This is a genomic window from Roseibium algae (assembly GCF_037783265.1).
GTDB lineage: Bacteria > Pseudomonadota > Alphaproteobacteria > Rhizobiales > Stappiaceae > Roseibium > Roseibium algae.
Genome location: NZ_JBAKIA010000002.1, coordinates 397,175 through 421,519, shown reverse-complemented (window position 1 = coordinate 421,519; position 24,345 = coordinate 397,175). Strand labels below are relative to the sequence as shown.

17 protein-coding genes are annotated in these 24,345 nt (G+C 52.5%); 6 read left to right on the top strand and 11 right to left on the bottom strand.

Annotation, left to right across the window (positions count from 1 at the left end; all coding sequences use genetic code 11):
- Window positions 1-14: 14 nt before the first annotated feature.
- Entirely contained in the window at window positions 15-2,975 is a 2,961-nt protein-coding gene (ileS, locus tag V6575_RS05625) for an isoleucine--tRNA ligase (protein WP_340273166.1), read from the bottom strand.
- Between the two features lie 834 nt (window positions 2,976-3,809).
- Between ileS and V6575_RS05620 the strand changes: the two genes are divergently transcribed.
- Window positions 3,810-4,889: a glycosyltransferase family 87 protein gene (locus V6575_RS05620; RefSeq protein WP_340273165.1), complete on the top strand. Its 1,080-nt coding sequence runs from the start codon at window positions 3,810-3,812 to the stop codon at window positions 4,887-4,889.
- A gap of 11 nt (window positions 4,890-4,900) precedes the next feature.
- Here V6575_RS05620 and V6575_RS05615 read toward each other — a convergent pair whose 3' ends face one another.
- The 3 genes from V6575_RS05615 to V6575_RS05605 all read right to left on the bottom strand — a co-directional run bounded on the left by V6575_RS05615 (window position 4,901) and on the right by V6575_RS05605 (window position 7,473).
- A complete protein-coding gene (locus tag V6575_RS05615) occupies window positions 4,901-5,818 on the bottom strand; it encodes a DMT family transporter (RefSeq protein WP_340273164.1) in 918 nt (305 codons plus the stop codon).
- Complete coding sequence (locus V6575_RS05610) at window positions 5,818-6,813, bottom strand: bifunctional riboflavin kinase/FAD synthetase (protein ID WP_340273163.1); 996 nt, start codon at window positions 6,811-6,813, stop codon at window positions 5,818-5,820. The genes V6575_RS05615 and V6575_RS05610 overlap by 1 nt, the downstream gene beginning before the upstream one ends.
- 213 nt (window positions 6,814-7,026) lie before the next feature.
- Window positions 7,027-7,473, bottom strand: coding sequence for a MaoC family dehydratase (locus V6575_RS05605; protein ID WP_340273161.1), 447 nt, complete (start codon window positions 7,471-7,473; stop codon window positions 7,027-7,029).
- Window positions 7,474-7,720: 247 nt separating this feature from the next.
- Here V6575_RS05605 and V6575_RS05600 point away from each other — a divergent pair, with 247 nt between their 5' ends.
- The gene (locus V6575_RS05600; RefSeq protein ID WP_340273159.1) at window positions 7,721-8,104 is read left to right on the top strand and encodes a response regulator; all 384 of its coding nucleotides are present in this window, start codon (window positions 7,721-7,723) and stop codon (window positions 8,102-8,104) included.
- 176 nt (window positions 8,105-8,280) lie between these two features.
- Window positions 8,281-8,955 (top strand): protein phosphatase CheZ, encoded by a 675-nt coding sequence (locus V6575_RS05595; RefSeq protein WP_340273157.1) that lies wholly within the window; start codon window positions 8,281-8,283, stop codon window positions 8,953-8,955.
- A 76-nt stretch (window positions 8,956-9,031) separates the two neighbouring features.
- Here the strand turns inward: V6575_RS05595 and V6575_RS05590 are convergent, their stop codons facing one another.
- Entirely contained in the window at window positions 9,032-9,904 is an 873-nt protein-coding gene (locus V6575_RS05590; protein ID WP_340273156.1) for a TIGR01459 family HAD-type hydrolase, read from the bottom strand.
- A 112-nt stretch (window positions 9,905-10,016) separates the two neighbouring features.
- Between V6575_RS05590 and mutL the strand changes: the two genes are divergently transcribed.
- Window positions 10,017-11,918 (top strand): DNA mismatch repair endonuclease MutL, encoded by a 1,902-nt coding sequence (gene mutL / locus V6575_RS05585; protein ID WP_340273154.1) that lies wholly within the window; start codon window positions 10,017-10,019, stop codon window positions 11,916-11,918.
- Between the two features lie 67 nt (window positions 11,919-11,985).
- Here the strand turns inward: mutL and amt are convergent, their stop codons facing one another.
- Both amt and V6575_RS05575 read right to left on the bottom strand, forming a co-directional pair.
- A complete protein-coding gene (amt, locus tag V6575_RS05580) occupies window positions 11,986-15,177 on the bottom strand; it encodes an ammonium transporter (RefSeq protein WP_340273152.1) in 3,192 nt (1,063 codons plus the stop codon).
- A 360-nt stretch (window positions 15,178-15,537) separates the two neighbouring features.
- The gene (locus V6575_RS05575) at window positions 15,538-16,023 is read right to left on the bottom strand and encodes a nucleoside deaminase (RefSeq protein ID WP_340273151.1); all 486 of its coding nucleotides are present in this window, start codon (window positions 16,021-16,023) and stop codon (window positions 15,538-15,540) included.
- Window positions 16,024-16,170: 147 nt separating this feature from the next.
- On the opposite strand from V6575_RS05575, the gene V6575_RS05570 reads away from it, so the two are divergent.
- On the top strand, window positions 16,171-17,718 hold the full coding sequence (locus tag V6575_RS05570; protein WP_340273150.1) for a pseudouridine synthase: 1,548 nt from the start codon (window positions 16,171-16,173) through the stop codon (window positions 17,716-17,718).
- Window positions 17,715-18,284, top strand: a complete 570-nt coding sequence (gene rsmD / locus V6575_RS05565; protein WP_340273149.1) for a 16S rRNA (guanine(966)-N(2))-methyltransferase RsmD — start codon at window positions 17,715-17,717, stop codon at window positions 18,282-18,284. Before V6575_RS05570 ends, rsmD begins: the two co-directional genes overlap by 4 nt.
- Window positions 18,285-18,343: 59 nt before the next feature.
- Here the strand turns inward: rsmD and V6575_RS05560 are convergent, their stop codons facing one another.
- The 4 genes from V6575_RS05560 to V6575_RS05545 all read right to left on the bottom strand — a co-directional run bounded on the left by V6575_RS05560 (window position 18,344) and on the right by V6575_RS05545 (window position 23,975).
- The gene (locus tag V6575_RS05560; RefSeq protein ID WP_340273148.1) at window positions 18,344-19,174 is read right to left on the bottom strand and encodes an MBL fold metallo-hydrolase; all 831 of its coding nucleotides are present in this window, start codon (window positions 19,172-19,174) and stop codon (window positions 18,344-18,346) included.
- A 194-nt stretch (window positions 19,175-19,368) separates the two neighbouring features.
- Window positions 19,369-19,713, bottom strand: a complete 345-nt coding sequence (locus V6575_RS05555) for a hypothetical protein (protein ID WP_340273147.1) — start codon at window positions 19,711-19,713, stop codon at window positions 19,369-19,371.
- A 122-nt stretch (window positions 19,714-19,835) separates the two neighbouring features.
- The gene (locus V6575_RS05550; protein ID WP_340273146.1) at window positions 19,836-20,678 is read right to left on the bottom strand and encodes a patatin-like phospholipase family protein; all 843 of its coding nucleotides are present in this window, start codon (window positions 20,676-20,678) and stop codon (window positions 19,836-19,838) included.
- 99 nt (window positions 20,679-20,777) lie between these two features.
- On the bottom strand, window positions 20,778-23,975 hold the full coding sequence (locus tag V6575_RS05545; RefSeq protein WP_340273145.1) for an EAL domain-containing protein: 3,198 nt from the start codon (window positions 23,973-23,975) through the stop codon (window positions 20,778-20,780).
- Window positions 23,976-24,345: the final 370 nt, after the last annotated feature.

Below are 24,345 nucleotides of genomic sequence, written 5' to 3'. Positions count from 1 at the left end.
AACACGGCAGCCGGTCAGGCCGCTGTGTTCTCCTTGTCCCACTCACGCAAGGCGTCGGCATCGCGTGGTGTGACATCCGGATAGTCTGCATCCTTCCCGACTTCTGGAAGGATCTTCCATGAACGGGCGCATTTTTTGCCGCTGGCAAGACCCGGCACGACGGCGACACCAGGCGTGTCGTCGAGCGTGAAAGCACTTTCGGGGGCTTCATCCGTGCTCAAAGTTAGCTGGCTGGTGATTGCAATGTCGGCCATGTCCCGGCCTTCAAGCGCAGCCATCAGGTCCGCATCCGTCACATGCACCACCGGGTGAGCTTCCAAAGAAGACCCGATCCGCTTTTCGCGCCGTTCGATTTCAAGAGCGCCTGTGATCACTCGGCGAACTGTGCGGATCTTTGTCCATTTAGCGGCGAGCGCATCGTCTTTCCAGGAGGCCGGAACCTCAGGGAACTGTTCCAGATGTACCGATGAGGCAGCTCCGTGGTGCGATGTCCAGGTCTCTTCCATGGTAAAGGGAAGCAGCGGAGCCATCCATGTCACGAGACAATTGAACAGCTTTTCAATGACCTGAAGCGAAGCCTTACGCCGAACAGACGAGCCTGCATCGCAGTAAAGTGCGTCTTTGCGGACGTCGAAGTAGAAGGCCGATAGCTCCAGTGTCATGAACGAGAAGAGATGATGGAACACGCGCTTGTAGTCGAAGTCCCAATAGGCTTTACGAACCAGCTCATCTAGTTCTGCCAATCGGTGCAGCATCAAGCGTTCAAGTTCAGGCATGTCTTCAAATGCAACTTCTTCGCCAGTTGCATGACCAAGGGAGCCGAGCATCCAACGCAGTGTGTTGCGCAGCTTGCGATAGCTGTCGACGCTGGTCTTGATGATTTCCGGTCCGATGCGCTGATCTTCTGCGTAATCGGCGGAAGCTGCCCATAGGCGCAGGATATCGGCGCCATATTGCTTGATGATGTCCTGCGGGAAAGTCTGATTGCCGAGGGACTTGGACATCTTGCGGCCGTCTTCGGCCATCGTGAATCCATGGGTCAGGACCGCATCATAAGGTGCATGTCCGCGCGTGCCACAGCTTTCCAGCAGGGAGGAGTGGAACCAGCCGCGATGCTGATCCGAGCCTTCCAGATATAGGACATAGTCATCGCCGCCGAGGCCCTTGCGGGTAGGGTTCAAATCCTCGCGCTTTTCCATGCAGAAAGCATGTGTCGAGCCGGAGTCAAACCAGACGTCCAGGATATCAAAGACCATATCCCAGTCTTCAGGCTTGTAATCGCTGCCAAGAAAACGCTCCTTGGCTCCGTCTGCGTACCAAGCGTCTGCGCCTTCAGTGGCGAAGGCGTCAAAAATCCGGGCGTTGACTGTTTCGTTTTTCAGGACTTCTGCTGTGTCCTTGTGGATGAAGACGGTGATCGGAACGCCCCAGGCGCGCTGACGCGACAGAACCCAGTCCGGACGGGACTCGATCATGGATCTCAGGCGCTTTTGGCCAGATGCCGGGGCGAACCGAGTGTTGTCGATCGCATTCAGGGCGCGGCTGCGCAGGGTGTCGTCTTTGCCATCGATATCCCGGTCCATGTAAACGAACCACTGTGGCGTGTTGCGGAAGATGATCGGCTTCTTCGAGCGCCAGGAATGAGGATATTGGTGCTTCAACCGGCCAAGACCGATCAGGTTTCCAGCTTGCTTCAGCGCTTCGATGTTTGCCTTGTTCGCCTTGCCCTTTTCACCCTTGTGGGTGATCACCTGATGACCTTCAAAGCCTGGGGCATCCTTGGTGTAAAAACCATCATCTGCCACTGTGAACGGGATCGTCGTGTCGATGCCACGCTCTTCAAGGTCTTTTGCATTGGCCATCCAGATTTCAAAGTCATCTGCGCCATGGCCAGGTGCTGTATGGACAAAGCCTGTACCGGCATCGTCGGTGACATGGTCGCCGTTCAGAAGCGGCACGTCGAATTGATAGCCCCCCAGATCCAGGTCGCGATAAGGATGAGCCACAGTGACTGTCGCCAACTCATCGGCAGACACATGGCGGACCTGCTTGAAGTCTTCGATCCTAGCGTTCTTGAACACTTCGCCTGCAAGTGCATCGGCCAGGATCAGAAGATCGCCGGTCTGAACCCAATTGTCATCCGGCAAGCCTTCTTGCGTAACTTCGTAGAGGCTGTAGTCAATCCGTGAAGAGTAGGATACGGCACGGTTGCCGGGCATGGTCCAGGGTGTCGTTGTCCAGATCACCACGGAAGCATCAAGCAGTTGGTCGACAGCCTCAGCGTCATTGCCGCCTGCCGTTACAACAGGGAACTTCACCCAGATCATGTCTGACTGGTAGTCATGATATTCGATTTCCGCTTCAGCGAGCGCAGTCTTTTCCACGACTGACCACATGATTGGCTTGGACCCCCGATAAAGCTGGCCGGACATGGCAAACTTCATCAGTTCCTTGGCGATCACCGCTTCGCTTTCAAAGCGCATGGTCAAATAGGGAGCGTCCCAGTCGCCTTCGATGCCGAGACGTTGAAATTCCTTTTTCTGAACTTCAACCCAGTGACTGGCGAAATCACGACATTCCTGCCGAAACTCGTTGATAGGTACTTCGTCTTTGTTCTTGCCTTTGGAGCGATATTGCTCCTCGATTTTCCACTCGATTGGAAGACCATGACAATCCCAGCCCGGAACGTAATTGCTGTCCCATCCGGTCATCTGCATAGACCGTGTGACGATGTCCTTCAGTGTCTTGTTCAGCGCATGTCCGATGTGGATGTTGCCGTTGGCATAGGGAGGGCCATCATGAAGGATGAACTTGCTACGTCCACTGCCAGCTTCACGCAGCTTGCCGTAGAGGTTCATCTCTTTCCAGCGCGCGATTATTTCTGGCTCTTTCTTTGGTAGGCCCGCGCGCATCGGGTAGTCTGTTTTCGGCAAGTTTAGAGTTTCGGAATAGTCGCGTGTTTTTGTCTCGGTCATCACTCAAAGGATCCGGTCGGATGGGCGCCGGTGCGGCGCGCGGCATCTATAAAAATTTGAAAAACGGCTTGAATGGCCGCAAGCGCGTGGGGAACTCCCGGTCCTTTGGCGCCGCATTTCGCGTTAGCCGAAGGCCGGGCCGGTAATTCGAAGAGACCGGCGGCCCGACGGATCTCTCAATATTGCGAAGCAAATGTTCATGGCGCAGGACATAGCAGTACTTGCTGCCCGAATAAAGTCATTCCCTGCAATCAACGCTCGTCTTTTCGGAAGTATGCCCGGTGCGAGGTGCATGAGCTCGTAAAGACATCTGCAAGAACTCAGCTCTTATGGTGGCCGTGATGGGGATCAATAAAATTCTGGGGTGAGTTTATGTTGCAGCACTGGGGGCGGTCATTACAACCTGGCGATCAGAGGCGTGTTTCGAGGTAAAGGCAATCGTTCTGATTGGGGCAAGCTTGTTGGCCAAGCCTTTCGTTCTGTCAAACAATCTTGCTGCAATCGCAGTCCCTCTGGCTTATTTTCTTAATCTGCATAGCCTTGGAAAGCGATGCCTTTTAGGTAATCTGACTTCGAATTTTGGTCGGATAGCAGTTTTAAGCATCTTTTGAGGAAGTAGATCATTTTATGATCAGCGACGGAAAAAGCAGGATCGGGAAAGAGCCCGTGTCGGGCGGTTACACCGGTTTTTGGCATCGCTGGGTACGTGATGGGAATTGGTTCACTTGGGATAGGATAGGTTTCGCCTGTCTTTGCCTCACAGTGGGCTATCTGCTCGCATTTGTTTTGTTTCTATTCATACCGAACGACCAGACGTCGGCGAATAGGACACTGATGGTCGACTACGTTAGTTTTTGGCTGGCTGGCAAACAAGTTCTGCTTGGCACGCCTGAGCTGCCTTATATTCCGATAGAGTTTGTCGCTATCCAGAAGCAGTTTTCGGGTTCCGATGTCATTTTTGGTTTTTTCTATCCGCCGACGTTTCAAATGCTACAGGTCGCTTTTGCACTATTGCCGTACAAGGCTGCTTTGGTGGCATTCGCTGGTTCGACTACATTTTTGCTGTTTTTTTGCTGCCGTTTGATAACCGGGAACTGGCTTCTTGCCGCCTGCCTTATTCTCATTCCGGCTTGCGGCAACAACCTTTTTCATGGCCAAAACGCTGCGCTCACAGCCTCGCTGTATGCGTTGTTTCTTATAGGGATGGAGCGTAACCGGATTATATTGGCTGGGATCGCTCTGGGCATTCTGACGATCAAGCCACAACTTGGGATACTCGTGCCGATAGCGCTGATTGCTGCACGCGATTGGCGCATATTTCTGACTGCCTCTGTCGCGACATTGGCGCTTGTAGGTTTAAGTTTTGCTGCGCTCGGGTTAGGGACATGGCAGGCATTTTGGCAACAGGTTCCGGTCGCATCTGCTATGATGGAATTGGGCGGCGTCGAATGGGGAAAAATGATCTCTGTCTATGGTGCCGTCCGTTTGTTCGACTTCGGTCATGCTTCCGCGATACTCGCTCAGATCGCCGTTGGCATAGGCGGGCTTGGATGTGTTTGGGTTGCATGGAGCAGATCAAAGCAAATGGTAGTTCGAGCACCGGTTCTGATCGCCGGAACTCTGCTGGCGACGCCCTTCGGGCTGTCCTACGATCTCACATTGCTTGTTGTACCGTGCGCTTTTTTGATCCGCGAGGGTTTGAAATATGGGTTTTTGCCATATGAAAAAATGATCCTGGCGATTGTGATCTGCCTGTCAGCTTCAACAAGCCCCATCGCAATCTGGTTAGGAATTCCGGTTGCGCCGCTTTTGCCAGCTTTGATCCTTAGCCTTGGCATGCGGCGTCTGAAAGGACCCTCAGAGGAAGCTTTGTTGGAAGACAGGACAGTTCAAAAACAGCGAAGCGTTCTGTAGCCTAAATTAGCCTATTTGCTCCGTGTCTTTTGCTCACGGTGGGCGATGTAGAGGCCGCTGCTGACGATCAGTGAAATGCCGACCCATGTCATGGTGTCTGGGAAATCTCCGAACACCAAATACCCGAACAGGGTCGCGCTGACGATCTCGATATAGTTCAGCGGAGCAAGCAAGGAGGCTTCGCCGCGTTGGAAAGCCATCACCACCAGACCGTGACAGGCAAATGAGATCGCGCCAATGCTGATCAAGAGCAGAATGTTCGGACCGCTGGGCATGATGAAAGTATAGTCTGAAAGCCCAAGAAATGAACCTATGAGCAGAGCGACGCCCAAGATCACACTGCCAGCAAGGCCTGCACTGAATTGAATGGCAAGCAAACTGTCAGCACCTGCATAGCGACGGTTGATGATCAGATAGAATGCGAAAAGCAGGGCGGTGCACAAGGGTAGGAGCGCGGCAGGCCCCACATCAGCAAAACTTGGTCTCAGGATCAAAAGCGCGCCGACAAGACCGATTACAATAGCCACGACCCGTCGTGGGCCAAATTTTTCCTTGAGAATGAGAGCTGCAAGAATTGTCAGAATCATGGGTTCGACGAAGAAGATTGAAATCGCAGTTGCCACTGGCATGAATTTTACAGCTGTAAAAAAGAAAAGCGAGGCAAGGGCCAGCAAAGTTCCGCGCAATAAATTGATGCCAAGGTGTTTGCTCCTGAGCTGTTGCCACCTGCCAGCGACAAGGGCGATTAAAATGCAGATCAGAAACTGGAAAAAGAACCGGCCGAAAGTAATTTCTAAGGGCGGTAGGCTCGTGGACAGATACTTCGCGATAATATCCATGATTGGAATGATCAGCATTGCGCTTGACATCAAACCGAGAGCTACAAGGCTTTCGCGTGTTTTGGCAATCTGGTCGACCGGCTGGGTCATCAAGTGTCCTGCATAAGCATGAGATCAAGTGCAGAAAGAGGCTGGAGCGAGGCCAGTGCTGTGCGGGATTCGGCGCTGTCCTGGTTCATTTGGGCGATCAAGGGTTCGATGCCGTCGAATTTCTCTTCGCCGCGTAAGTAAGAAACCAGATGGACACGCAGGGTTTTATTATAGAGGTCTTCTTGAAAGTCGAACAGGTGAACCTCAAGCAATGGCGCGCCATTGTCGAATGTTGGCCTGCGGCCAAAGCTGGCGACGCCATCTATCAGGCGATCTCCCAGTCGAACCTTGACAGCATAGATGCCGTGTTTCAACGGGCACTCATCCGCAAGTCGAAGATTGGCCGTCGGGTATCCGAGGTCCCGCCCACGTTTTTCACCATGTTGAACTGTGGCCTCGACAAACCAGCGGTAGCCCAGCAGCCCATTCGCCAAAGCTATGTCACCGTCTGTTAGGGCCTGGCGAATGCGGGAGGACGAAATGACCTCAGCGCCTTCATCATTTTCCGGTGTGACAATGGTCACGCCAAAGCCGTTGTCAGTGCCTGCCTGACGCAGGAAGTCTGGGGTGCCTTTGCGGGCTTTGCCGAAATGGAAGTCGTAACCGGTGACTGCGTGGGAGATGCCAAGTCGAGAGACAAGGATGTCACGCACAAATTCATCGGCTTCGATGCCGGCAAATTCACGGGTGAAGGGCAGGACGAGGACACCATTCAGTCCGCAATCATTCAGTACGGCACATTTTTGCTCGAAGGGCGTCAGCCTGAAGACCGGGTGATCAGGGGCGAAGACAGTTCTTGGGTGAGGTTCAAAAGTCATCGCATAGACCGGTGCGTTTAGTGCGGCACCTTTTTCAAAGGCAGCATCCAGCACAGCGCGATGACCGCGATGAACGCCATCAAAGTTACCGATAGCAACCACACCACCGAGCAATTGAGCCGGGAACGCATCGAGTTCTGTTATGATGGCAAAGTTGGGGAGTTTTGAAGCAGGCATGCAGATAACCTTCAGGCGTCTAGCTGCAACGCCAGAAGCAGAGACATATTAAGTAGCAGATTGCCGGTGCAGGTTTGCGAGACAGGCACATCGCTCGCGCCAGAACGTGCCGTTTCTACCTTGAAAGGTCAAGAAGTTGTATAAACGCCTTGAATTGGTTGCCCTTGTTTTCGGCTCTTGGCTTGGATCTCTCCCGAATTCACAGGCGCATTTTTACAACTGGCTGCGATCTTCCTCACGCGTTGGAACCTTTACAAGCGCCTCGCCTTCGAGAACAGTGGTGTCATCAACACTGCAGACACAAGACAGTCTGGCCCGGTTGCCGCGGGTCATAACTTCCTCGACTTTCACCACCACGAGTACATCGTCGCCGATTCTGACAGGAGCTTTAAAGTTCAAGGTCTGCGAAAGGTAAATAGCGCCCGGACCGGGCAGGCGGGTCCCCAAAACGGCCGAAATCAGACTCGCAGTATACAGGCCATGCGCGATTCGGGTCTTGAAAGGGGTCTTTGCGGCGAAGTGCTCTGAGAGGTGTATTGGGTTGCGATCCCCGGAAACCTCGGCAAAACCGACAACGTCTGACGAGCTGACGTGTTTAATCAGTGTTTCAGCCATCCCGATTTCGAGGTCTTCAAAACATAATCTTTGCAACTCTAACATGACTGTCCGTTCCTGTTTTTCGTCGATATTTCATGTAATTGGCAGCGTATGAAAGCCATGCGAAACGGGCAATTAGGCTTTGGGTGCATAAAATTAGATGCATTAACGGTCTTTTCAGGGGCTTGCCGTAATGTCTATCGAGTGTGGGGAGGCGAGGACACAATGTGTGTCTCTCTCCTTTTAAGTCATATCGCGTTTCCAGGGCCCAAGGCCAAGGGCCGCGCAGCTTGACAGTATGGAGTAGACGATGGCCCTTGATCTTCAGATGCCGGTCCTCGTGGTCGATGACTACAAGACGATGATTCGTATTATTCGGAACCTGCTTAAACAGCTTGGCTTCGAAGACATTGACGACGCAGCAGATGGCACCGAAGCTTTTGAAAAGATGAAACAGCGCAAATATGGGCTGGTCATCTCGGATTGGAATATGGAACCGATGACGGGGTATGAGCTGCTTAAGCAGGTCCGCGCCGACGGGAGCCTCAGCAAGACACCATTCATTATGGTAACCGCTGAGTCCAAGACAGAAAACGTAATCGCGGCTAAAAAGGCCGGGGTGAACAACTACATCGTGAAACCGTTCAATGCACAGACATTGAAGGGAAAAATCGAAGCTGTCTTCTCCGAATAAGAAGACCGAGCGACTGGCGGGATCCGGCTAGACCGGGACCGCCTGCGCTTGGAGCTTTCAATGCTGGTGCACTGTGCCGGGGGGCATGGCACTGACAGCAGTATATTCCTTGTTTTCGGACATGTTGATGACGTGTGAGCAAACAAGGAAGGCTACATCTTAAAGAAAGGCTGAAAATGGCCGAGATGACCCAAGAGAACGTGGCGCGAGTCATTGACTTCCTTGAAGAAAACAAGAGTCGCGACGGTGAAGTATCGTTAAGTGATGTTATGCAGTTGGCAGAGGTTATGTCTGGCTCGATGCATGACTTTCTGACGACAGTGCAGCCCGCTGTGACCGAAGAACTAACGGCAATTGCTCAACATATATCTTCGATGAAGACCGAGATATCGGCCCTTCGCGCCAATGATATGACAACCAGCAAGATCCCGAATGCGGGTCTTGAGTTGGATGCGATTGTCGAGGCGACTGAGACCGCAACCAATTCCATCATGGAAGCGGCTGAAGAAATCATGGGAGCTGACGCCAGTGACCATGAAGCGTATCAGCAGTTGGTCAGCAACAAGATGATTGAGATTTTTGAAGCCTGTACTTTTCAGGACATCACGGGTCAGCGCATTTCCAAAGTCGTTTCGACGCTCAACTACATTGATGAGCGTGTCTCTGCCTTTGTTGAGAAGCTTCGGATACCTGAAGCTATGGACGCTGATGCTGAGGAAACCGATCAGGAACGCCGTCAGCGTGAACAGATCTTGCACGGCCCTCAACATACTGGAGAAGGCGTGTCTCAGAACGACATCGATGCGATGCTGGGCGATAGCCAAGGCGACATCGACAAGCTGTTCGATTGACATTCAATCTTGAGAACCTGAATTTACGAAAGGCCACCCGTCCATCAGACGGGTGGCCTTTTTTGTAAGATCTGGACTACCAGACAAGCCGGGGAACGGCAGCTCTGGCATGAAGGCCCTCTTCGGCTAGCCGCTGCTGGATTAGCGTTTCATCAGGACTGTCCACAGCACCAAAATCTGCTGCATGGATGCCACCTGTGATGAAGAGCACGTCGAGGTCTTGAGCAACGCCGCCGCGGATGTCCGTTGGCAGTCCATCTCCGACGGCCAGGATTTTTTTCGGATCAACTGGCCCACCGCGAACCGCAGCAAGGCGATCAGTCGCGGCTTTGTAAATGGGGGTATGAGGCTTGCCAAGGATCGAGACAGTACCTCCGAGTTCCTCATAAAGGCGTGCCAGCGCGCCAGCGCACCAGATCAAACGGTCGCCGCGTTCAACAACAATATCCGGATTGGCACAAATCATGGTCAGTCCGCGTTTCGCCAGCGCTTCAAGCTGGTCTCTGTAATCATCTGGCGTTTCTGTTTCATCATTGAACATGCCGGTGCAGCTGATTAGAGTAGCGTCGTCTTCCGAACCCAGAATAACGCCGGTGTCATCGTAAAGCGGCAGATCGCGTTCGGGCCCGATGTGCAGCAGCGTGGCACCCGCGTTGGCGCTGAGGAGGTCACGGGTCACATCTCCGGATGTAACGATGTCATCATAGGCATCAAGCGGTACACCCAGATTGGCCAGTTGGTCGCGTATCGGAGCATTCGGGCGAGGCGCATTGGTAATTAAAACCACGGCCCCCCCGGCCTCTTTTCGAAACGTCGACAGCGCCTGATGAGCCGGTTCGAATGCGGAGACACCATTATGCAGCACCCCCCATACATCGCATAGGATCCCTTCATAAGAGGGAGCAATAGCACTGAGGCCAGAGACAAGAAGTGGTGCAGAAGCTGTCATGGTGAGTCACTCGAAAGCTGTGGGATCTGATAGAGTGTTGCGGAATCGATGCTCCGTCGTGGCGGAACATATAGGAAGCATACCTGCGGCGAAACCGCAGAAAGGACTTTGCATGCACGTGAGGCAATTGGGCGAGGATGTCATAAACCGGATTGCCGCCGGTGAAGTCGTCGAGCGACCCGCCAGCGTCATCAAGGAACTTGTCGAAAACGCTGTTGATGCAGGTGCATCCATGGTCGAGATCGTGACAGCTGCGGGAGGGAAGACCCTCATGCGGGTGTCTGACGATGGCCATGGCATGACGCGCGAGGATCTTCAGCTTGCTATCCGTCGCCATTGCACGTCGAAGATCACCAAGGACGATTTGTTCGATATCAGAACGCTTGGTTTTCGAGGCGAAGCACTTCCCTCAATCGGGTCTGTGGCGCGATTGTCTATTCAAACGCGCCATATTGATGAAGATCATGCTTGGAAAATTGTGGTTGAGGGTGGTGCAGAAACACCTGTCATGCCTGCTGCCCGACACAAGGGAACACAGGTCGAAGTCTGCGATCTCTTTTTCTCAACGCCGGCACGTTTGAAGTTTCTGAAATCCGACAGAGCAGAAACGGCTGCCGTTACAGAGATCGTCAAACGCATTGCCTTGGCATATCCTCGCGTCGGCTTTGCCTTGTCTGGAGCAGATCGCCAGCCGATGTCGTGGCCTGCCGCCCGTGGGGAAGATGCGAGGATCGCCAGAATTGCGCAGATCCTGGGTCAGGATTTCGTTGACAATGCCATGGAGATTGAAGCTGAGCGGGAAGGCGTGCGGTTGACTGGTTTTGCTGGTTTGCCAACACACCATCGAGGCAACGCTCAACATCAGTTTTTCTTTGTTAACGGACGCCCGGTGAAAGACAAGCTTCTACTGTCTGGCCTGAGGGGAGCCTACGCGGATGTGCTCGCGCGCGATCGGCATCCGGTCGTGGTGTTGTTCGTCGATCTGGAACCAGAATTGGTGGATGTGAACGTGCACCCAGCCAAAGCTGATGTTCGGTTTCGTGATGGCCAACTGGTGAGAGGACTCTTAGTTGGGGCGATCAAGCAGGCTCTGATCAAGGCTGGACATCGATCTTCAACGTCGAATGCGGCAGTTGCCATGGAGGCGATAAGGGCAACGGGCTTCGCGCCACGCACTGGGGCAGATCCTAATGCTGCAACCTATCGAACATCAGCCTGGTCTCCGCAGACAACACCTCGATGGGGCGACGCTGCTTTTGCTCCAAATGATATGCCTGAAAACGTCCCGACCGGTTTTTCGGATAGGGGGCAGGAGGGTGTTGATGGCCTCGGAAATTCATCCAGTTCTGCTCAGCAGGGTGGTTTTGCCGGGCTGGTCAGCCCGTCTGCCGATGCAAGGGCCAATGATGTTCCGCTTGATGAGCAACGCATGGCGTTGCCTCTCGGCGCTGCGAGGGCACAAGTGCACGAGACCTATATTATCGCCCAGACTGAAGATGGTGTGGTGATTGTGGATCAGCATGCAGCCCATGAACGACTGGTCTACGAACGGCTTAAAGAGGCGCTGGCTCAAAAGCAGATTGCGCGACAAATCCTGTTGATCCCGGAAATCATTGAGCTTCCAGAGGAAGACGTTGGGCGCCTGGCTGAACGGGCCGAGGACCTGGAACAAGTTGGTCTGAGCCTGGAGGCCTTCGGACCGGGGGCGATTGCTGTTCGTGAAACACCGGCCATGCTTGGCGACATGGATATTAGAGGCTTGGTCAGGGATCTGGCGGATGAGCTCGCCGAATGGGACACTGCAACTGGATTGCGGGAAAAAATGGACCATGTGGCTGCTACCATGGCGTGCCATGGCTCTATACGCGCAGGGCGCCGCATGCGTTCACAGGAGATGGATAGCCTGCTGCGCGATATGGAAGCCACACCTCTCTCAGGCCAGTGCAATCATGGTCGTCCAACCTGGGTTGAACTCAAGCTGTCGGATATCGAGAAACTGTTCGGGCGGAAGTAACATTCGCTTCGGCTATATCAAGAGTTGCAGTCAAGTGAGTAACCCGGCCGTTGAACCCATGCGAATGTTATACAGCGTGGGCCTGACGCGTATGAGTTTCCAGTGCGTCCTTAACAATGGCAGGTACTAACCGGCAAAGAGAACCGATGGGGGTAGGCTCACCGACAAGATAGCCCTGGATTTCATCGCATCCGGTTTGAGCAAGGAATTGAAGCCTTTCCAGATCCTCGACACCTTCTGCAACAACCGCCATGTTTAATGCTTTACCTAAACCAACAACAGTTTGGATGATCGCGGAAGAGCTGGGGTTTCTGTCGGCGTCGCTGATAAATGATTTGTCGATCTTGATTGTGTCGAATGGAAAACGGCTGAGATAGCCGAGCGAAGAGTATCCGACCCCAAAATCATCAAGGGCAATTCTCACTCCGATGCTTTTCAAGTTTGTCAGGATCGTATGGGCTCTGGCGTCATCTTCTATGAGGAAATTCTCAGTTATCTCCAGTTCGAGTCTATGCGGCGAAATCGCTGCGTCTTTGATAGCTGAACGCACGTCTTCCACAAACGCATTATCCCTGAATTGAACAGGGCTGACGTTGACGCTGATGCGGGCATCCAGAATATCCTTTGATGCAGCCTCCAGAGCCGAATGCAGAACCCATTTTCCGATCGGTATGATTTGGCCTGAGTTTTCCGCAACTGAAATGAAGTCCAACGGGTTGATGAGGCCTTTGTTCGGATGGTTCCATCTAATGAGAGCCTCATAGGAGGCAATTAGGCCATTGTGCAGGTCCAGACGGGGTTGGTAATAGAGTTCGAACTGGCCGTCTTGAATAGCTGTTTCGAGATCTTCTTCCATTTCCCTGCGCAATCGGACCTTATCTCCCATGCCTTCCTGGAAAAGGCAGTAAGTCTGCCGCCCCATGTTCTTGGCATTATAGAGTGCTATGTCCGCGTTCGAGACGATGTGATCTGCGGTTTCGTCCTTGTCGCCAATAATTGCAATGCCGACGCTTGCGCTCGGTTTCAAGACTAGACCGCTGCCGCAATCTATGGGAGCGGACAGTTTTTTCACCAGCCGATGAGCCATATCTGACGCCTGATTGGTGAATTGAATTCCGTTTTGGATAACCGCAAATTCGTCGCCGCCAAGGCGGGCAATTGTATCCTGAGAACCGCTGTGTTCCCTCAGGCGTTCTGCCGCGACCCGGATGACCTTGTCGCCAATTGGATGGCCGTGGAGGTCATTGATGTCTTTGAAACGGTCAAGATCGACCAGAAGAAGGGCAGCCGTCTGACGGCCAGATGAGCATCTATCGATGACCCGTTCGAGTTCCGCAGTGAAAACAGCCCTGTTTGGCAAGTCGGTCAGCGGATCGTGTTGCGCCAGGTGCAGGATTTGGGCTTCCGCTTTCTTTCTCTCTCGCAGATCGACAAGGGCGGATACGCGTGTGGGTGTGCCACGATAGGAAATAACGCGCGTTCGGATTTCAATTGGGATGTTTTCGCCGCTGCGGTTGACCATCTCCAGCTCTCGTGGCTGAAGTTCTGCCTTGATCAAATGGCTTTCAAGCGTGCCTGCTAGCTCTGATTGAACGAACTCATAAAGGCCCCGCATCTTCAGTTCTTCGATACTGTAGCCAAGCAGGTCCTCAAGAGCGGCATTGCCATCAAGTACATAGCCGTCAACGGAAATGACGATTGCATCAAAAGTCGCATTGGCCAGTGCAGACAGTCTTTCAGCCTCCTCTTTTGTCCTTTTTGCATCCGCTGCTTTGACCTGAGCTTGTTCTTCGTTCTGGATGGTGTTCATCAAGGCATTGAACATACGGGTCAGACGCTCTGAATCGTCACCCGGAGAGACATTCAGTCTCATGTTAAGGTCTGCCTTGCCGGCGATCACTTTCTCCAGGGCATCTTCAACGTGACCGATCCCCAGCCGTGTACCATGTTCCGTCTCGTTCATGCCCATTTCTTCATCGGCTGCGCTTACGCGAAGAGGCATAAAGAGGGAAAGTCCCTTCAAAAAAGCAAAGCCCAGCCCGAAGCACCAGACGAAATTAAGCACCACACCTTCCAGTTGGACGAAGAACTGCGCGCTGCGCTCACCAAGAGGCAGGTTTGCTTCCGGCGCGAGAAAAGCCAGGCCAAGAGTGCCGCATATGCCTGCAAAACCATGCACGCCAACAGCGCCTACCGGATCATCAATCTTGAAATGGCGTTCGAGAACCACGTTTGCATATACTGCAATGACACCGCCGAAAAATCCGATAATGGCGGCACCTGATGGCAGCAAGATGTTGCAACCTGCGGTAACCGCAACCAGCCCTCCCAGCAGGCCTGACAAGGATTTTTCAGGCAGGATAATACGGTCTTGCAGCCAGCCGAGGTAGTATCCGCCTGCTGCACCTGCTGCGGCAGCCATTACGGTGTTGACGATGATCTTGGCGGTGTCGCTGGTCATAGCCAGTGTGGATCCGCCGTTAAAGCCGATCCAGCCGAAAAAAAGCAGGAAGACACCCGTTGTTGAGAGCACGGAGCTGTGGCCCTGAATTCTGAGGGCACGCCCTTCATGATCAAAGCGTCCGAGCCGTGGTCCAAGGATGATGCAGGCTGCAAGTGCAATCCAGCCACCTGTGCCGTGGACAACCGTAGAACCTGCAAAATCCACGAACCCTCGTTCCGAAAGGAAAGCAGTTGTGTTTTCAACAAGAGCGCTGCCCCAGGCCCAGTGAGCGAAAACCGGATAGATGAGCCCGGCGGTAAAGATCGTGCAAATGATGTAGGCCGTCAGGCGCATGCGTTCCGCTACTGCACCTGAAATGATGGTGGCAGCGGTGCCACAAAACATCACTTGAAAGGCGAAAAATGCATAGGACCAGGGTGTTAAATTCTGCAGCATGAAGAGATCGCTATCGAGACCAACGAAGAACCCGTTGGAATTTGCGAAAGCGAACATGAAGCCGACCGCTGCGAACGTGAGGACCGAGAATGTGAAATCAAGTAGATTTTTTTGAGCGACATTGATTGAGTTTTTAGAACGGACAGTGCCAGCTTCGAGCAACATGAATCCGACTTGCATCATGAGCACCAATGTGGCGGCTACCATGACCCAAAGGACATCTATACTGTGTTGGATGTTGGAATGTACCGTTACGGAAGACTGTGAAGTGTGCTGCGCGTGGGCGAATTTCGATCCGAGCAGAGCGACTAAGAGCGTGAGCCCCCCGGTCGCATGCCGAAGTACCGACACTTTGTTCATTTGGCAGTCCGAACCCTAAATCTTAACCAGATTGTTAGGATCTTACCGAAACTGTTAAGTATTGGTATTCAAAAAGGCCCCATGTGCAATTAAATATCGATAATGTTTGAGGTCGGTCTATCGTCTTGTATTTTAAGTCTTCTTATTGTGCATTTGACTAATGGATGAGCATTTTTTGGGGTTGTAGAAATATTTAATATTCGTGTCATTTTAGCTCACCCTTGGTCAGTTTGCGTTCCCTGATATTTGGTTGGTGACCCTCATTGTCTTTAATGTGGGTGCCGTAGCGCCTTATCTTGATGGAGACGTTCGGAACATCACCAAGAAGGGTGATGTTGAAGTCTTGAACCGGCATCCCAATCAGACATCTTTTTTGAAATCGCGCTTGGAGCGGAAGAAATCTTTCAGGAGGGCTGCGGCATCGCGCTCAGAAATACCGGAATAGACTTCTGGTGCGTGGTGGCATGTGGGCTGGGAGAAATAATGTGTACCGTTCTCGACAGCGCCGCCTTTTTCATCCGCCGCGCCAAAGTACAAACGTCTGATCCGTGCGAAGGAGATTGCGGCTGCGCACATTGGGCAAGGTTCCAAGGTTACATAGAGGTCGTATGCTGGAAGTCGCTGGCTTGCGGACAATTGACAGGCGGCCCGAATGACTAGGATTTCAGCATGAGCGGTCGGATCGTTTAGTTCCAGTGTTCGATTGCCGTCTCGCGCAATGATCTTGCCATTTTCTACGAGCACGGCGCCAACAGGAACTTCTCCCCGGAGAGCCGCTTTTTCGGCTTCTTCAAGTGCCGCGACCATGAAGCCGTTCGTTGGGGAGGTGGAAATTTCGGTGGTCATGGGCGATCCATTGGGCAGCCTAATATCTGATAATGAGGTCTTAACGCCTTTAGAAGCGCTTTGACATGCAGTCTTTGCATAGCTTATTTGTAAAAATCGTTGCACTTGCTGATTTCCGAAAGCCGCGCTCTCTGCTATGACGCGCATATGACGACAGAACAGCCCCCCAAGAAACGCCGCGGTCCAGGTTCGACCGACGGCCCCAAAAAGCGTTTTTCCGGCAGTAAGCCGGGCGGGCGCCCAGATCGCGATTCCGCGGACAAGCCGCGCAAGGACCGCCGTGAAGCAAGTTCCGGCAGGCCTCCACGCAAGTCTGATGGCAGCGCACCTCCTAGAAGTGCCGGTGCACGGCGTGATCGGAGCGATGATAAGCGCCCTAAGGACAAGGTAGCACCTGCTGAGGCAGCTTCTCTTAACTTGGACAAGGGAGAGCGTATTGCCAAGGTTATGGCACGTGCCGGGCTTTGTTCTCGCCGGGATGCCGAAGCCTGGATCGCCGCTGGACGCGTTGAGTTGAACGGAACGTTGCTAGAGACACCAGCCGTTACCGTGACCTCTGCCGACAAAGTGATTGTAGATGGCAAGCCATTGCCCATGCGCGAGCGCACACGGCTTTGGTTGTACCACAAGCCTCGTGGCTTGGTGACGACCAACAAGGATCCTGAAGGGCGTCCGACTGTCTTTGAGCGTTTGCCAAAGGAACTGCCACGCGTTCTGGCCGTTGGCCGCTTGGATATCAACACAGAAGGCTTGCTTCTGCTGACCAATGATGGTGGCCTTGCCCGTGTGCTTGAATTACCAGCGACAGGTTGGTTGCGGCGTTACCGCGTTCGCGCATTCGGTAAAGTGACGCAAGCGCAGCTGGACGGGCTCGCAGAAGGTGTCGCGATTGAAGGCGTTCTGTACGGTGCAATTGAAGCGACCCTGGACAAGGAGCAAGGCGATAACGTCTGGCTGACTGTCGGATTGCGCGAAGGTAAAAACCGTGAAGTCAAACGTGTTCTCGAACACATAGGTCTTGCGGTCAACCGTTTGATTCGCTTGTCCTTCGGTCCATTCCAGTTGATCGATCTGGATGATGGCGAAGTTCGGGAAATCCGAGGTCGCGTTCTTCGGGACCAGCTTGGCGACAAATTGGCAGAAGAAGCTGGTGCCGATTTCGACGCTCCTATCTTCAATGAAGCCCCGTCTCCAATGGACAAGGCGCGCGGCGAAGGAGATCGCAAAGGCGTTGCGCAGCGCGGTGGGCAAAAAACTTCTGCTGGCGGGTGGATGACAGAACGCGATGGCAAGGCCAAAACAGCTCGATCCGGCAAGAAGCCACAGGCTGACAGTTCGAGCCGGGGCGACAAACCAGCTCGCGGCGAACGTCCTGCGCGCGGGGAACGGCCAGATCGTGATGGCGACGGTGGCAACCAGAACCGCCGTAAGAATGCTGGTGAGCGTAAGGTCAAAGTTTCTCCGCGCAGCCGCTTTCGGTTGACCAGCGAGCCGAAGCCTCGCGCCGAACACCGTTCAGATGAGCGTCCAACTGGTCCTAAACGACGGATTTGGAGTCCGGATGGTCAGGTGGAAGACAAGCAGCAGGAAAGCCGCATGACGCGAGACGTTAAACCTGGCAATCGCCGTGGTGGCGATGATCGGCCAAGTGGCGGCCGCGGTGGCCGTCCTCCGCGTAGTGGTGGGCGATCTTGAGGATCGTTGCTGGACGTTTTAAAGGGGCGGCCTTGGCTGCCCCAAAAACGCAAGCGACCCGTCCTACGAGCGATCGTCTGCGAGAAACGATTTTCAATATACTAACCCACAGTTTAGACTTGGAACTGGATGGTGCACGCGTTCTGGACCTGTTTGCAGGCACCGGTGCATTGGGCTTCGAAGCGGTCAGCCGTGGCGCCCGCCATTGCACTTTCGTTGAGGAAGGTGCGGAAGCTCGAGGCGTCATCCGTCAAAACATGGAAAACCTAGGCCTTAACGGCGCCGCGAAGATTTTCCGCCGGGATGCAACGCGCCTTGGGGCTGCTGGAACTGTTGAGCCGTTCGATCTTTTGTTTGCGGATCCGCCTTATGACAAAGGTCTGGGTGAAAAGGCGCTTGCTTCCTCTCTGGCCGGAGGATGGCTGAAACCCAATTCCATTTGCGTTCTGGAAGAACGCGCAAATGCAAACATTGATATACCTGATGGCTTAGAGGAAATAGATCGCCGGACCATCGGTGACAGTCAGATTGCCTTCTTTGCGATGGCGTCCTCAGTGGCCGAGTGACGCACAAGAGCAAACTCAAAACATTTCTGTCGTGAAAATAGTTCTGGGCGACAAGTTTTCTAACTGCCGCTCGGCATCATCACATAAACAGTCTTTTCACGCGGCAGCTGGGCTCGGCTAACGATCAAGTTTGGGTCGCCCGCCGTTTCGATGTTAAAGCCGCTTGCAGTTGCTCTTCCAATGAAGGCTTCCAGTGCGCCGTGAAAATGGAAATGCATCGGGATCACCATCGAGGGCGAGATGGCGGTCAACACGTCCATGAGGCTTTCCAGCCGAAGGGTTGATGAATTGTCAATCGCAGCCAGCACAATATCAATTTGGCCGAGGCGGGTCAGGTCCACTTGGGTTAGTCGATGATGCAGATGGCCAAGATGGGCGATACAAAGATCAGCGACTTCAAAAATGAAAATCGAATTCCCCAAACGCTGTGTTTCGCCGCTCCAGCTTCGCGTGTTCGTCTGGATGTTTCGGATCCTGACATCTTGCAAGATCAGATCGTGGTCAATTGGGCCGCCCTCTGGATTCCAGCCCCGCAAGATGTGTTCGATACCAGGGTCAGGCCTTACACTGAAATGAGTGCCATGTGCTCCGTTCATTGTCGCCACGGTTGGGACCAGCAAAGGGCGAACACTGTCGTTGTAGTCAGTTGCAATTCGCACGCCCTGCGGCGTTTCAATCTCAAAGGTTGAGTGTCCGATATAACGGATTTGGACTTCTGAGAGTGCAAGGGCAGCTTGAATGCGAAGCGGTTGGTAAGCCGGCCGTTCTGCGACCAGTTGGCACACAGCCAATGCTGGTTGAAGGCTGAGCAGTAGAATGAAAGACGTCAAAGACGCTAGAAACCTGCAGCGGATTAGTCTGCATCGGTTTGAAGATGTTACAGCACTCATGTCTGATCCCTTCAGCCAGTCCTGACCCAGCCTAAAGGTTAAGGCGCTGTCTGAAGTTTGCAAGCTGAAATTGTAAATTTTGCTGAGACGGTAATGAAAAGGAAATTGGCAACCGTTCCGGGAGGGTGACTAATTATTCGGAACGGCTGCCAGTTGGGGTCTGGTGGGAGGAGATACCTGACCCTGTTGGAGTGCTAGCAATTATGCAAGCTGACTGGTCTTTTGACGTGCCTGGGAGCCATATAGCGATCACCGGCAAGTGTCTCTTCCATGTTCTGCGCCTGGAAATGAATAAGTTCGCCAGCATGCCCGCTTTCTTCCACGAGTGAATGCTTGGAACATGTTTTGGCTATGGAGAGGCCAAGTCGCCGAAGATGAGCTCGTCGATAGCAGTAAACTGCAAGCCGACTACGCTGGTCTTCCGGAAGTGCTTTTGCGAGCTCTCGGGCTGCACTTAGCGAGGTTCCCAGAAGTCTTGCAAACGTAAACTCGGAAACAGGGCAATCATCCAAATCCTGTGGAGTCATTTGATCTGTCATGGGGCGTACTCTTTTTTATTTGAATACAACAATTGAATATAATTATTAACTAAAAGTTAATTTAAAGAATTCGCAGTTAAACAACTAGGGAAACTGTCAAAAGTGATTATGGTTTGGATAGTTTATTTCTCGTTCTGTTCTTTGTTTTGAATAGCACTGGCAAGCTCGCGCTTGACAGTTTCACGGAGGGGATCTGCGCGATCGAGAATCTGTTTTGTCTTCAGAAAGTCGAGCACGCGGACATTGTCATGAGGCGGTCGCACCAGCAGGTTGGGTGCACGGCTTTTCAGTTTCTCGGTGGTTATGGTTTGCATGAGCAGTTGAGAAGTGCCGAAAATTGCATCCATTGAAGTTGGAAGTTGTCGACCGGATCTTGGAACCGGTGACCCGACAACATCGACAGCAAGAATGAAGTCACAATCCTCCGGCAATCGATCAAATGGCAGCGGATTGACCACGCCACCATCGACAAGGACCCGGTCGTCCATCCTAACGGGCTTGAACACTGCCGGAATGGCAATGGATGCAGCTATCGCAGGCAATAAGGGCCCGCTTTGAATGTCCACCTCCTTGCCGCCGTAAAAGTCAGTTGCAAGCACTGTCAGAGGAGTTTTCAGGTCTTCAAAAGTCTCTGGCAGGCTGTCGGAGACAAAGGCATTGAGAACCTTGAGTGGATCAAATTGCACCATGTTGCCGTCGAAGAGATCAGTCAGCTTTCGAGGGCGAAGCTTCCAAAGGGACGCAAGGACGCTGTTCCTGTCACCAAAGGTCTCCATTGCGATCTGTCGAATGCCGCTTCCGCTCAGGCCACCTGCATAAACAGCGCCGAAAATTGCGCCAATTGATGTGCCTGCGATTGCATGGGGTTTGATGCCAAGGTCATCCAGGGCTTCCAACACCGGTATATGGGACATCCCCCTCGCACCGCCGCCACCGAGTGCGAGACCTATCCGAAAATCATTCATGACCTGTAATCCTTTAATTCCACCTGATAATGGTGGGGCTGTTAGGACATTCCAAGACAAGTCGCGATGAAAACAGGTCTTTCGGCAGCGTAAGACGCTTTACGTCAGATTGAAGGCAAGATCACTTTGCGTCGATGTAAGCCAATCTGACATGGCTTCGAACGGCATTGGCCTAGCGATAAGGTAACCTTGAACGGCAAAGTTCCCCATCATCTGAAGGCGGTCTAATTGCTGTTCTGTTTCGACACCTTCACAGACGATGTTGATATTGAGGGATCTGGCCAAGTTGATCAGATGGCTCACCACGATTTCTTTTTTCCTGTCGCTCAGAATCTGTTCGGTGAACGACTTGTCTATCTTCAGGCCATTAATTGGCAGGTCAGCGACATGAGAGAGAGAAGCATATCCAGTGCCGAAGTCGTCCAGTTCGATATGGACGCCCAGATTATGAAGCTCTTCCAGTACCTCTGAGTTGTTGCTTCGCTCATTGTCCAGGAAGACAGATTCGAGAACTTCAGCGGTGATGTATTCTGGCGCGACTTTGTGTTTCGCCATCAAGGAATTGAAGTCGTCCAGCAGCGTGCCTGACGTGAGATGGGACGATGAAAGGTTCACAGCGATCCGGCCAAAATCGAGCTGGAGATCGTGCCATTTTCGTGCCGCTGCCAGTGCCTTGTCGAGAACCACCTGGCCAAGAGGCGTTGCCAGGTTGGTTTTATCGACGACGGGGAGGAACGCACCGGGTGCAAGGACACCTCGCGTCGGGTGCTGCCAGCGCACGAGCGCTTCTATGCCCGTGATCTGTTGAGTCTGGATATTGACCTGCGGTTGGAAGACAAGAAAGAACTCATCACGTCTGAGGGCCAGTCGAAGTTCTTGTTCCGTGCGGGCTTCCTCGTCACTGGCGGTTTTCATGTCTTTGGTGAAGTAACTCCAACGGTCTTTGCCATCTTCTTTTGATCGGTATAGTGCCAGATCGGCATTCACTAGCAGGGTGTTGAAATCTTCGCCGTCGGTTGGGCATTGTGCAATCCCCATGCTGACCGAAGGCCAGATTGGATTGTTTTGGTAATCCATGGGGGCGCGCATTACGATGTAGACGCGCTGGCACAATTCTTCAGGGTCGATCTCTGAATTGTTGGCAATGATCACAAATTCATCGCCGCCCCAGCGGTATGCGGTCCCCATTCCGAAACAACATAACTTCAGACGCTCACCGAATTCTTGAAGGGCGGAGTCGCCTGCAGCATGCCCCAACGTATCATTGATGCGTTTGAAGTTGTCGATATCAAGATGGATGATGAAAGCTGGTTTCTTATTTTGGTTCGCATTGAAATAATCTGTTGCATCCCGCTGGCAGGCAGCCCTGTTCGGCAATTCGGTGAGAGTATCGAAATAAGCCATATGTTCAGCGGCTAGTCTTGCTGCCTGGCTTTCCTTCTCGCGGGCGGTCCTTTCGGACAGGTCATTGCAGATCGCTACAAACAGAGAGCTGCTCTGGGTCTTATGCAACTCTACTCGGATCTCGGCAGGGTACTCACTTCCATCTTTTCTGCGATGAATATCCTCAAAGCTTAGGACTGATAGAGAACCGTTCAGAAGTGGTCGCAACTTGTCTTTGAATTGCTGTGCTGTGTTATTTCCAATGACTTGCCATGCCTGCATTCCTGACATCTGTTCTGCCGAATAGCCGAGATTTTCTCGGGCGCACCGGTTCGCATGCTCATAGTTTAAAGTTTCCGTGTCGAAAGCATGTATCTCATTAAGCGAAGCCTCGAGTATGTCCGCAAGCCGTTGGCTGCGCTCCTGCGCATTATGATAGTCTGTTATGTCATGGACGGTTCCCAGCGTTCTGATGGCTTTGCCGTCTTCGCCAGCAATGACGTAGCCGCGTATGTGCAATAGCCGGGTCTGCCCGTCCTTACGAACCAGATGGTGTTCATAATTGAAAGCACTGCACTGACTGATCGCTTGTTCCATCTGTAGCCGAACAGTGTTCAGATCAGAAGGAGGTATGAGTTTGAAGTACTCGTCACGAGCAGTCTGAATAGGCGTTGTTTGTGGCAGGCCTGTTATGCCGTACATGCCTGAAGACCAGGACAGCTCGTTCGTCAGTAAGTCTCGCTCCCAACTTCCCAGGAACGCAATTTCTTGGGCTTCGACCCAAAGCTCTTGCATATTCCGAAGGGCCTTCGTGTTCGCTGCGACTTCTTCTTCCAGAGATTGTCTTGTCTCGATGACTGAGAATTGCAGGCTACGAACGATGCGATTTAGAACGAGGCCAATGATCAATGTGACCAGGCATGCGAGCAAAAGGGTTACCGCCGTGCGGCTGGCAAAAGCTCGGATCTCGGGCGTGATATCTTGAATAAGCACGAGTGAAGCGGCTTGTGTGCCGTCTGCCATCGGAAGCGGTAAGCTGGAAGCTATCGATACCGAATCACGGTTGAAAACAATTCGGTCAAATTGAGAACTGGGCGTTATGTGTTTTTGAAACAGGGCAGTGACATTTGTGGGCAAGGGAAAATTGCCGACTTTCTTGTAAGCCGCGGTCGGTGTCAGGTTCCAACCATGTTTTGCCTCAGCAGTGGCTGTGTCAGAAAAAAGTGCGTCTCTGCTGCGGACTTCAACAACATCAGCTTTGAGCATTGTGCCAATAAATTGGAGCGGCTCTTCGAAGTTCATAGTCAGTTTCAGGAAGCCCAAAGGTTTGCCCTCTAGGATCCATGGCTTGATCACGGACATGACGAGTGTGCCATTATCTTCGAGCTCGAATCCTTTGAGAGTTGTGCTGTTCGTTTCGGCAGATTTCAGGGGAAGAGAATTGTATCGCCTGTCTGCGCTTGAACTTGCCTTGCCTGAACGGATGATCAAGTTACGTGTTGTGTCGTAGATCGCGAGTTCGGAGATGTTGTGAAGATTTTCCAACTCAGGGAAGAGGCGTGATATTATTTGCTCAACAGAGTAACGATCATTTGCCTTTAAAGCGCTGCTTAGCTCTTGATTGACCGCTAGGCTGAGAAGAGTTTTGTCCAGTTCCGTAGAGCTGATTTCCTGCTCATGGAGCAAAAATGACTTTGCTGTCTTAGTCGTAGTATCGACGTGTTTCGTGAGAATTCCGAACTCACCGATTAAGTTTCCGCCGGTGAGGGTAATCAGCGTAAAGGCTAAGAAAAATATGAATGTTATCTTCAGATATGTAAATGGTTTGCTGCCATTCGGAGCCAAATCATGGATAATATCATTTAGTCGGGTGGTAAAAGCACGCCCGGCATCGTTCTGATTTTTATCAGCCACTGTATGGGGAGGCTTTCCGATCAATGCAAATTCCTCGATCCAGTCTTGAGGCTTTATTTATTAAGATTAGGTTCCTGGTTGGTTTGTTTAGTCTTGTTTAAATCAACCAAAAGTTGCGATTTGGAAGTCGTTGTTACATATTCGATTTGAGCTGATTTTATCCGAAACAGGTTAAATTCCCTTGAATAATAATGTTATTATGGAAATATTATAATTGATGATTTGGTTACTTGGCGTGGGTTTGGGTAGCTATGTATGCTTTAAGGGGAGGCTCGCGCTGTGCAGGCTTTCTCATATTCACTAAGTCGCCCTGCTTGAGGCTTGGCGTCGCCTCAAATGGGCTCCTCCGAAGTCATGGGCCCTTTGGATT

Bases quoted from the DNA above. Each gene is read 5' to 3' on its own strand.
- V6575_RS05605 (WP_340273161.1), bottom strand. From the start codon at position 7,473: ATGTTAGAGTTGCAAAGATTATGTTTTGAAGACCTCGAAATCGGGATG.
- V6575_RS05550 (WP_340273146.1), bottom strand. From the start codon at position 20,678: ATGAATGATTTTCGGATAGGTCTCGCACTCGGTGGCGGCGGTGCGAGG.
- V6575_RS05600 (WP_340273159.1), top strand. From the start codon at position 7,721: ATGGCCCTTGATCTTCAGATGCCGGTCCTCGTGGTCGATGACTACAAG.
- V6575_RS05570 (WP_340273150.1), top strand. From the start codon at position 16,171: ATGACGACAGAACAGCCCCCCAAGAAACGCCGCGGTCCAGGTTCGACC.
- V6575_RS05615 (WP_340273164.1), bottom strand. From the start codon at position 5,818: ATGACCCAGCCGGTCGACCAGATTGCCAAAACACGCGAAAGCCTTGTA.
- mutL (WP_340273154.1), top strand. From the start codon at position 10,017: ATGCACGTGAGGCAATTGGGCGAGGATGTCATAAACCGGATTGCCGCC.
- ileS (WP_340273166.1), bottom strand. From the start codon at position 2,975: ATGACCGAGACAAAAACACGCGACTATTCCGAAACTCTAAACTTGCCG.
- amt (WP_340273152.1), bottom strand. From the start codon at position 15,177: ATGAACAAAGTGTCGGTACTTCGGCATGCGACCGGGGGGCTCACGCTC.
- V6575_RS05560 (WP_340273148.1), bottom strand. From the start codon at position 19,174: ATGAGTGCTGTAACATCTTCAAACCGATGCAGACTAATCCGCTGCAGG.
- V6575_RS05620 (WP_340273165.1), top strand. From the start codon at position 3,810: ATGGTCGACTACGTTAGTTTTTGGCTGGCTGGCAAACAAGTTCTGCTT.
- V6575_RS05555 (WP_340273147.1), bottom strand. From the start codon at position 19,713: ATGACAGATCAAATGACTCCACAGGATTTGGATGATTGCCCTGTTTCC.
- V6575_RS05595 (WP_340273157.1), top strand. From the start codon at position 8,281: ATGGCCGAGATGACCCAAGAGAACGTGGCGCGAGTCATTGACTTCCTT.
- V6575_RS05575 (WP_340273151.1), bottom strand. From the start codon at position 16,023: ATGACCACCGAAATTTCCACCTCCCCAACGAACGGCTTCATGGTCGCG.
- V6575_RS05590 (WP_340273156.1), bottom strand. From the start codon at position 9,904: ATGACAGCTTCTGCACCACTTCTTGTCTCTGGCCTCAGTGCTATTGCT.
- V6575_RS05610 (WP_340273163.1), bottom strand. From the start codon at position 6,813: ATGCCTGCTTCAAAACTCCCCAACTTTGCCATCATAACAGAACTCGAT.